Source organism: Serratia sp. L9 (genome assembly GCF_050632285.1).
GTDB lineage: Bacteria > Pseudomonadota > Gammaproteobacteria > Enterobacterales > Enterobacteriaceae > Chania.
In genome coordinates, this window is the sequence record NZ_CP192591.1 from 3,490,138 (window position 1) to 3,500,131 (window position 9,994).

A 9,994-nucleotide genomic window follows, 5' to 3' on the forward strand; every position below is an offset into this window, starting at 1 on the left:
CACATGGAAAAAGTATCAGTGATTATGCCCGCCTACAACGCGGCGGCATCGATAGAACAATCGATCCTGGGGGTGGTGAACCAGCGTTATCACGATTATCACCTGTACGTGATTGACGACGCTTCTACCGATAATACGGCGGAGATTGTGAAGCCTTATATTCACTCCCGATTAACCTACATCCGCAATCCGCAGAACCAAGGCGTGGCGGAAACCCGCAATATTGGCATTGAGGCGGCCGGCGGCGACTATCTGGCTTTTTGCGACAGTGATGATGTATGGCATGAAAACAAGCTGGCGCGCCAGGTGGGGATATTGCAGTCGGGGCGTTACGACGTGGTGTGCTCCCATTACTACACCTTTGAAAACGACCCGCGTCAGGTGAAAAACTACCGGGGCGGTGAAGAGATTATCGGCTATCAGGATATGCTGAAAAGCAACTGGATTGGTAATCTGACCGGGATCTATAACCAGCGCCGTACCGGCAAGGTATATCAGAAAAAAGTTGGCCATGAAGATTACGTCATGTGGCTGGCCATCTTGCAGAATGCGCGTAACAGCCTGGCATACTGTATTCCCGAACCCCTGGCTTTCTATCGCATCTCCGGTCAGTCGCTTTCTGGCAACAAGCTCCAGGCGGCAGACTGGCAATGGCGCATCTACCGCGATGACCTGGGGCTGTCCTACCAAAAATCCTGTTATTTTTTATTCAATTATTTATTTAATGCCGTGATGAAAAGGCAATGAACATGTTCAGGATCAAATTGGCGGTGGCTGCCGGCTTATTGATCGCGGGCGTGTTACAGGCACAGACCTGCCCCTTAAACCTGGTGGTGGATCCTGGTTTTGAATTGGGGGGTGAAGCTTGGGCTTTGAGTGGGACGCCGCCAGTAAAAGAAGCCCGTAGCGGATCTGCCAGTCTGTATTACCAGAATAATGATCCGAAGTATTACCGAACGTTCAGCCAGGTGTTACGGGCCCAACCTGGGCAAACGATAGATTTTGGTGCTTGGGTAAAAGGTCGCAATTTGCAGGGATTTGCCAAAGATCGGGGGGCCAGCGTCTATCTGCAAAGTTTTGATCGCCAGGGGCGTTTTTGGAAGGAAGTTACCCGCCAGGTGTGGTTGGTAACAGCGAATGGCAACCGATTAGCGCGGTTTACACCGTGCCGCAGCAAGCGGCACGTGTCACGTTGGGCGTTTATCTGCGCAGAGGGACCACTGGCGCTGCCTGGTTTGACGATATCTATGCCTGTGTGCGTCCGTCACAACCTGAGCTGCTTCTGTGGGAAGATGCCCGGAACGGCAGGGCCGTGGCCCAGATCACCGTCGCTCAACCGCAGCAGGTACAACTGGATAGCACTTTGCTTACTCATCAGGGCGTGGTGGTGAAAACCACGCGGCAGTATTACCGGGTTGAACAACAGCGGCAGGTAGCCTTCCCTATGCCAGCCAGGCTGCCCAAAGGGGAGTATCGGTTGCGTCAGCAGGTAATTGAACTCACGACCCGGCGCGCTCTGAGTAGGGAAATACCGGTAAGTATCGGGCAAGAGGCGGCCAAAGTGGCCATTGATGAACAAGGTTTTATCTTGCGCGGCAGGCAGCGGTTCTTCCCCCTGGGTCTCTATGCCAATATGACCAGCGATGAGCACTTATCACGGATCGCGATGGCGGGGTTCAATACGCTGTTGAACTATCACTATGGCAGCGGTAAAGATCCCTACAGTTTCTTTTCTCAGGCGCGCAAGCATGGATTGCAGGTGATCTTTTCGCTGAAGGATCTGTATGCAGGAACCCAGTTTGCGCCACCAACCAGGCAGCCATACTCCAGGCTGGCGCAATGGACCGTGGAAAGATTAAAGGATCAACCCAACCTGTTGGCATGGTATATCAACGATGAGCTGGGGCCAGAATTTTTACCTGTTATTGAGGCGCGGGATTTGCAGATAAAACGGTTGGATCGCCACCACCCGACCTTACAGGTTTTGAATAAAACGGGTTATCTAAATGCGTATTTCAACAGTTCAGATATTTTGGCAACCGACCCTTATCCGGTCGGAACTGACCGCGATCTGACTCGCACGTTTCACTACAGCAGATTGACAAAGCAGGCTGCGCGAGGGGCGAAGGGGAGCTGGATCGTGATTCAGATTATGGATCATGCCGCTTATGACAGCCGCCGGGCACCGCATCAACCTTCTGAACAGGAGGTTCGAAATCAAGCTTGGCTGGCGTTGATCGGTGGGGCGCAAGGACTGCTGTTTTACTCCTATACCGACCTGTTTTATAAAAAGAAATCAGGCCGGTTTTCGCAAAATGAGTTTGATGATATCTGGCGTGGGATCGCTAACGTGGCGCAGGAGATTGCCAGCCTGGAGCCTTATCTGCTCTCTGGACAAAGCGTGATATTGCCAACCCGTTTTGATGCCATTACCGCACGGGTTTTCATCGATCGGCAACGTGCAATCTTGCTGGTAGCCAATCCGTTTTATCACCCGCAGGCTATCGTGCTGACGCTGCCTGACGGTTGGCAATTTAAGGGCAGCCAGCAGATACCACTGACATTGCCAGCGCTGGGAACACAAGCATTACCCCTTTCACCCTTGATACCCTCCCGCCGCGAGGCTGTTAACTGATGTGATACCTTGGCCTACCCCCAAATATCCCCTGTTTCCCGGCAGGGCTGATTTTTGGATTTAATTATGATTTTTTTGTTTTTATTTCAATTAAATAGAGCATTTTTTTGCCGTTACCCTTTGGTGGTATTCCAGCCGCATTCCCCGCTTTAACCCCCTGATTCCCTTGATCGCAATCAAGTTACGGCCAGCAGGGTGTAAGTAGCCTTGGCGGCAGATTGAGCAATGTCACTATACCCGTCGTCTTTCAAACTACAGCGTTGTGACCTGCACTTACTCACCCCAGTCACTGGCTTAAATCAGCGCCTGGGAATGAGCTAGCTGGGTGCCTGGCTGCAGCTTGAAATCCATAGGGTATTGGCAACTATTTACTAAGAGCCTTCAGGAGAACTCCGGATGAGCAAATTTCTAGATCGGTTCCGCTATTTCAAACAGTTGGCAGAACCTTTCTCTGGCGGTCATGGTCAGACGCTAAATACCAACCGCGACTGGGAAGACGGCTACCGCAGCCGTTGGCAACACGACAAAGTGGTACGTTCCACCCACGGGGTTAACTGCACCGGCTCCTGCAGCTGGAAGATTTATGTGAAAAACGGCCTGGTAACCTGGGAAACCCAGCAGACCGATTACCCGCGCACCCGCCCCGATTTGCCAAATCATGAGCCACGTGGCTGCCCGCGTGGTGCGAGCTACTCCTGGTATCTGTACAGTGCCAACCGCCTGAAATACCCGCTGATGCGTAAACGCCTGATTAAACTGTGGCGCGAGGCGAAAGCCCTGTACAGCGATCCGGTTGATGCCTGGGGCTCCATTATCTCCGACCCGGAAAAATCAAAAAGCTATAAAGTCGCCCGTGGTCGCGGTGGCTTTGTGCGCTCAAGCTGGCAGGAAGTGAATGAACTGATTGCCGCTTCCAACGTTTACACCGCCAAAACCTTTGGCCCGGACCGTATTATTGGTTTCTCGCCGATCCCGGCCATGTCGATGGTGTCTTACGCAGCCGGCGCGCGTTACCTGTCGTTGATCGGGGGTACCTGTCTGAGCTTCTATGACTGGTACTGCGATTTACCCCCGGCATCGCCGATGACCTGGGGTGAGCAGACCGATGTGCCAGAGTCCGCCGATTGGTACAACTCCTCTTACATCATTGCCTGGGGATCTAACGTACCGCAGACGCGTACCCCGGATGCCCACTTCTTCACCGAAGTCCGCTACAAAGGCACCAAAACCGTGGCGGTAACGCCAGATTATGCGGAAGTGGCCAAGCTGTGCGATCAGTGGCTGAACCCGAAACAGGGCACCGACAGCGCGATGGCGTTGGCGATGGGCCATGTGATGCTTAAAGAGTTCCACCTGGAACGCGAAGTGGGTTATTTCCGCGATTATGTTCGCCGCTACACCGATATGCCGATGCTGGTATTGCTGGAGCCGCGTGAGGGGGCTATTACGCCGCGGGCCGCATGCTGCGTGCTGCCGATCTGGTAGAGAATCTCGGGCAGGAAAACAACCCTGAGTGGAAAACCGTGGCGCTCGATCAGACCCGCGGTGAACTGGTCGCTCCACAGGGATCTATTGGCTTTCGCTGGGGCGAGAAAGGCAAATGGAACCTGGAGCAGCGCGAAGGGAAATCCCAGCAGGATGTTGAGCTGCAACTTAGCCTGCTAGGCAGCCATGATGAGGTGGTCGAGGTTGGTTTCCCGTACTTTGGTGGCGCGGAAAGCGAGCATTTCAACAGCGTGGCACTGGATGAGATCCTGCTGCACAAACTGCCGGTAAAACGCCTGCAATTGGCCGATGGCAGCCAGGCGCTGGTAACCAGCGTGTACGACCTGACGCTGGCGAACTATGGCCTGGATCGTGGCCTGAATGACGCCAACTGCGCCGATAGCTATGACGAAGTCAAAGCCTATACGCCAGCTTGGGCAGAGCAGATCACTGGGGTGTCACGGCAAAATATCATCCGCATTGCGCGTGAGTTTGCCGAGAACGCCGAGAAAACCCGTGGCCGTTCGATGATTATCGTCGGTGCCGGTGTCAACCACTGGTATCACATGGATATGACCTATCGCGGTCTGATCAATATGCTGGTGTTCTGCGGCTGCGTCGGCCAAAGTGGCGGCGGTTGGGCTCACTATGTCGGCCAGGAAAAACTGCGTCCGCAAACCGGTTGGGTGCCATTGGCCTTTGGCCTGGACTGGCAGCGCCCGGCGCGCCATATGAACAGCACCTCGTTCTTCTATAACCACTCCAGCCAATGGCGCTATGAAACGGTAGGTACCGAAGCGCTGCTGTCGCCACTGGCGGATAAAAAGCAATTTGATGGCAGCCTGATCGATCTGAACGTGCGTGCCGAGCGTATGGGCTGGCTGCCATCTGCCCCACAGTTGGATACCAACCCGCTGCAATTGGCCGCTCAGGCTAAAGCCGCCGGTCAGACGCCGGTAGACTTCACCGTAGAAAGCCTGAAACAGGGCAACGTCCGGTTTGCCGCCGAGCAACCGGACAATCCTCAGAACTTTCCACGTAACCTGTTCGTCTGGCGTTCCAACCTGCTGGGCTCCTCCGGTAAGGGGCATGAATACATGCTCAAATACCTGCTGGGGACCGAAAACGGCATTCAAGGTCAGGATCTTGGCCAACAGGGCGGCGTAAAACCCCAGGAAGTGGAATGGCAGGATCACGGCGGTGAAGGCAAATTGGATCTGGTGGTCACGCTCGACTTCCGTATGTCCAGCACCTGTCTTTACTCCGATATCGTGTTGCCAACCGCCACCTGGTACGAAAAAGACGATATGAATACTTCGGATATGCATCCGTTTATTCACCCGCTGTCTGCAGCCGTCGATCCCGCCTGGGATTCCAAAAGTGACTGGGAGATCTACAAAGGCATCGCCAAGGCGTTCTCCAAAGTGTGCGTGGGCCATCTGGGCCAAGAGACCGACGTTGTAACGCTGCCGATCCAGCACGACTCGGCCGCCGAGTTGGCACAGCCTTACGGCGTGAAGGACTGGAAGAAAGGTGAATGTGAGCTGATCCCAGGTAAAACCGCGCCGCACATTATGGTGGTTGAACGTGACTACCCGGCAACCTACGAGCGCTTTACCTCGCTTGGTCCGTTGCTGGACAAGCTGGGTAACGGCGGTAAAGGCATTAGCTGGAATACCCAGACCGAAGTCGATTTCCTGAAGAAACTGAACTACGTCAAGGGAGAGGGCCCGGCAGCCGGGCGGCCGAAGATTGAAAGCGCGATTGATGCAGCGGAAGTGATCCTGTCGCTGGCACCGGAAACCAACGGGCAGGTAGCGGTTAAGGCCTGGGAGGCGCTGGGCAAAATTACCGGGCGCGATCACCGCCATCTGGCGCTGAACAAGGAAGATGAGAAAATCCGCTTTCGCGATATTCAGGCCCAGCCGCGCAAAATCATCTCCAGCCCGACCTGGTCTGGCCTGGAAGATGAACACGTATCTTATAACGCCTGTTATACCAACGTGCATGAGCTGATCCCCTGGCGCACCCTGAGCGGCCGCCAACAGCTGTATCAGGATCACGAGTGGATGCGTGCCTTCGGGGAAAGCCTGCTGGTGTATCGCCCGCCGATAGACACCCGTGCCGCGCAGCCGTTGCTGAACCAGAAACCGAACGGCAATAAAGAAAAGGCGCTGAACTTCCTGACGCCGCATCAGAAGTGGGGGATCCACTCCACTTACAGCGACAACCTGCTAATGCTGACCCTGTCACGCGGCGGGCCGATCGTCTGGATGAGCGAAGAGGATGCCAAAGAGCTGGGGATTGAGGACAACGACTGGATCGAGGCCTTCAACGCCAACGGCGCATTGACGGCCCGTGCGGTGGTCAGCCAGCGTATCCCGGCGGGGATGACCATGATGTACCACGCTCAGGAACGCATCGTGAACATCCCTGGTTCGGAGATTACCAGCCAGCGCGGCGGGATCCATAACTCGGTAACTCGCGTTTGCCCGAAACCGACCCATATGATCGGCGGTTATGCACAGTTGGCTTACGGCTTTAACTATTACGGCACCGTGGGTTCCAACCGCGATGAGTTTGTGGTGGTTCGCAAGATGAACAATATCGACTGGTTAGACGGTGAAGGTAACGACTACGCACAGGGCAGCCAGCAGGAGAAAGCCAAATGAAAATACGTTCACAAGTTGGCATGGTGCTGAACCTGGACAAATGCATTGGTTGCCATACCTGTTCGGTGACCTGTAAGAACGTCTGGACCAGCCGCGAAGGGATGGAATACGCCTGGTTTAATAACGTGGAAAGCAAGCCGGGGGTGGGTTATCCCCATGCCTGGGAAGACCAGGAGAAATGGAAGGGCGGCTGGATACGCAAAATCAGCGGCAAGCTGGAGCCACGCATGGGCAACCGTGTCGGCCTGCTGTCGAAGATTTTTGCTAACCCGGACGTACCTGCGCTGGATGATTACTACGAACCCTTCGATTACGACTACCAGAATCTGCATACGGCACCGCAGGGCAAACATCAGCCGATCGCTCGCCCGCGTTCGCTGATCACCGGCCAGCGTATGAAGAAGATCGAAAACGGCCCGAACTGGGAAGAGATCCTCGGCGGTGAGTTCGAAAAGCGTGCGAAGGACAAAAACTTCGACAACATGCAAAAGGCGATGTACGGCCAGTTCGAAAACACCTTCATGATGTACCTGCCGCGCCTGTGTGAGCACTGCCTGAACCCGGCCTGTGTCGCCACCTGCCCAAGCGGGGCGATCTACAAACGCGGCGAAGACGGCATTGTGCTGATCGACCAGGATAAGTGCCGTGGCTGGCGCATGTGCCTGACCGGCTGCCCGTACAAGAAAATCTACTTCAACTGGAAGAGCGGTAAATCCGAGAAGTGCATCTTCTGTTACCCAAGGATTGAAGCCGGTCAGCCAACGGTCTGCTCAGAAACCTGTGTAGGCCGTATCCGTTATCTGGGGGTGCTGCTGTATGACGCCGATCGCATTGAACAGGCTGCCGCCACCGAGAACGAAAAAGACCTCTATCAGAGCCAAATGGATATCTTCCTCGACCCGCACGACCCGGCGGTGATTGAGCAGGCATTGAAAGATGGCATCCTGCAAGGGGTGATCGAGGCCGCGCAACAATCGCCGGTCTACAAGATGGCGATGGACTGGAAGCTGGCGCTGCCGCTGCACCCGGAATACCGCACCTTGCCGATGGTGTGGTATGTGCCGCCGCTGTCACCGATCCAGTCAGCCGCCGATGCAGGCGAACTGGCTCATAGCGGCGTCCTGCCGGATGTCGAGAGCCTGCGTATCCCGGTGCAATATCTGGCAAACCTGCTGACTGCTGGCGACACCGCACCGGTGCTGTTGGCGCTGAAACGCATGTTGGCGATGCGCCACTACAAACGGGCGGAAACCGTTGACGGCGTGCTGGACACCAGCGCGTTGGAGCAGGTCGGGCTGAGTGAGGCTCAGGCGCAGGAAATGTATCGCTATCTGGCGATTGCCAACTACGAAGATCGTTTCGTGGTGCCTTCCAGCCACCGTGAGCTGGCGCGTGAAGCCTTCCCGGAAAGCAAAGGCTGTGGTTTCAGCTTCGGTGACGGTTGCCACGGCAGCGACAGCAAATTCAACCTGTTTAATAGCCGCCGTATCGATGCCATTGATGTGACGCAGAAAACACCCCGTAAGGAGGATGCCTCATGATCAGCCTGCGAGTGATTGCCCGCCTGCTGGACTATCCGGAACAGGCGCTGTTTGACCATCAGCAAGAGCTGGTAGCGGCTATGGAGCCAGCCAGCGAACTGGATTTGCATCACAGTGCGCAACTGATCCTGTTTATTCGCCGCTTCTGCGCTCGTCCGCTGCTGGACGTGCAGGCCGAGTATTGCGAACTGTTCGATCGTGGCCGCGCTACCTCATTGCTGCTGTTTGAGCATGTTCATGGGGAATCCCGCGATCGTGGTCAGGCGATGGTTGATCTGATGGATCAATACCGCCAGGCAGGATTGGAGATCGATAGCCGTGAACTGCCAGATTTTCTGCCGCTGTATCTGGAGTATCTGGCCAGCCGTAACAAAGAAGACGCACGCGGTGGGTTACAGGATATTGCGCCTATCCTGGCGTTGCTCGGTGCCCGTTTGCATCAGCGCCAAAGCCCGTATGCCGTACTGTTTGATCTGTTGCTGGCGCTGTCCGGCACCGAGGTCAAAAGCACCAGCCTGGAGGAGCAGGTAGCCGGCGAGGCCAGGGATGATACGCCGCAGGCGCTGGATGCGGTTTGGGAGGAAGAGCAGGTCAAGTTCCTGGGCGAGCAGGGTTGCGCTTCGGCCCAGCAGGCCGCTCACCAGCGGCGCTTCGCAGGTGCGGTAGCGCCACAGTATCTGGATGTGGCGCAGGCCACCATGGGAATTAAAGGACGCTAATCATGCAATTTTTGACGCTTTTTTCTTCGATATCTATCCCTATATCGCTGGGGCGATTTTCCTGATTGGCAGTTGGATACGTTATGATTACGGCCAATACACCTGGCGTGCCGGTTCCAGCCAGATGCTGGATAAAAAGGGCATGCGTCTGGCGTCCAACCTGTTCCATATCGGCATTCTGGGCATTTTTGCCGGGCACTTCCTCGGCATGCTGACCCCCCACTGGATGTATGAATCTTTCCTGCCGATTGAAGTGAAACAGAAAATGGCGATGTTTGCCGGGGGGCCTGTGGCGTGATGATGCTGATCGGTGGCGTGCTGCTGTTGAAACGCCGTTTGACAAATCCGCGCATCCGCGCCACCAGTAGCGCAGGTGATATCCTGATCCTGACGTTGCTGGTGATCCAGGTATGTCTGGGGCTGTTGACCATTCCATTCTCTGCCCAGCATATGGACGGCAGTGAAATGATGAAACTGGTTGCCTGGGCGCAAGCGGTGGTGACTTTCCATGCCGGTGCGGCGCAGCATCTGGAAGGTGTCGCTCTCATCTTTAAAATTCATATCGTGCTCGGTATGACACTGTTTGTGTTGTTCCCGTTCTGCCGTCTGGTGCATATCTGGAGCGTGCCGGTGGAATACCTGACCCGCCGCTACCAACTGGTGCGTAACCGCCGTTAATTCCCCGGGTTAACCCGCGGCAATGCCTTAAGGGTGTTGCCGCTTTTCCTCTCTTTCAGGTTATTCTGCGATAAATTCAGAACTTCTCGTTTAGTTACGATGGATCTCTGTTCGACGTTGATTTACGCTGTAGTGCTCAGTAACTGGCATGGCTTACCGGTTTAGCTAGGTGAATGGGGTCAAAGCTGATTATAAACAAGGGATTGGCTGAATATAGCGGAGTTGATGTCATTAACTATACCCTATGAATTTCACGCTGCATCT

Annotated in this window: 4 protein-coding genes and 2 pseudogenes; all 6 read left to right on the forward strand. The window is 55.1% G+C overall.

Annotated elements, in window-relative coordinates; genetic code table 11:
- Window positions 1–3 precede the first annotated feature (3 nt).
- The 6 genes and pseudogenes from ACQ86O_RS16505 to narI all read left to right on the forward strand — a co-directional run bounded on the left by ACQ86O_RS16505 (window position 4) and on the right by narI (window position 9,730).
- Window positions 4–747: a glycosyltransferase family 2 protein gene (locus ACQ86O_RS16505; RefSeq protein ID WP_431222008.1), complete on the forward strand. Its 744-nt coding sequence runs from the start codon at window positions 4–6 to the stop codon at window positions 745–747.
- 349 nt (window positions 748–1,096) lie between these two features.
- Window positions 1,097–2,635 (forward strand): carbohydrate-binding protein CenC, encoded by a 1,539-nt coding sequence (locus tag ACQ86O_RS16510; protein ID WP_431222009.1) that lies wholly within the window; start codon window positions 1,097–1,099, stop codon window positions 2,633–2,635.
- Window positions 2,636–3,031: 396 nt separating this feature from the next.
- A pseudogene (locus ACQ86O_RS16515) lies at window positions 3,032–6,792 on the forward strand (nitrate reductase subunit alpha).
- Complete coding sequence (narH, locus tag ACQ86O_RS16520; protein ID WP_431222010.1) at window positions 6,789–8,333, forward strand: nitrate reductase subunit beta; 1,545 nt, start codon at window positions 6,789–6,791, stop codon at window positions 8,331–8,333. Before ACQ86O_RS16515 ends, narH begins: the two are co-directional and overlap by 4 nt.
- Entirely contained in the window at window positions 8,330–9,052 is a 723-nt protein-coding gene (gene narJ / locus ACQ86O_RS16525) for a nitrate reductase molybdenum cofactor assembly chaperone (RefSeq protein WP_431222011.1), read from the forward strand. The genes narH and narJ overlap by 4 nt, the downstream gene beginning before the upstream one ends.
- Before the next feature lie 2 nt (window positions 9,053–9,054).
- A pseudogene (gene narI / locus ACQ86O_RS16530) lies at window positions 9,055–9,730 on the forward strand (respiratory nitrate reductase subunit gamma).
- The last annotated feature ends 264 nt before the right edge of the window (window positions 9,731–9,994 follow it).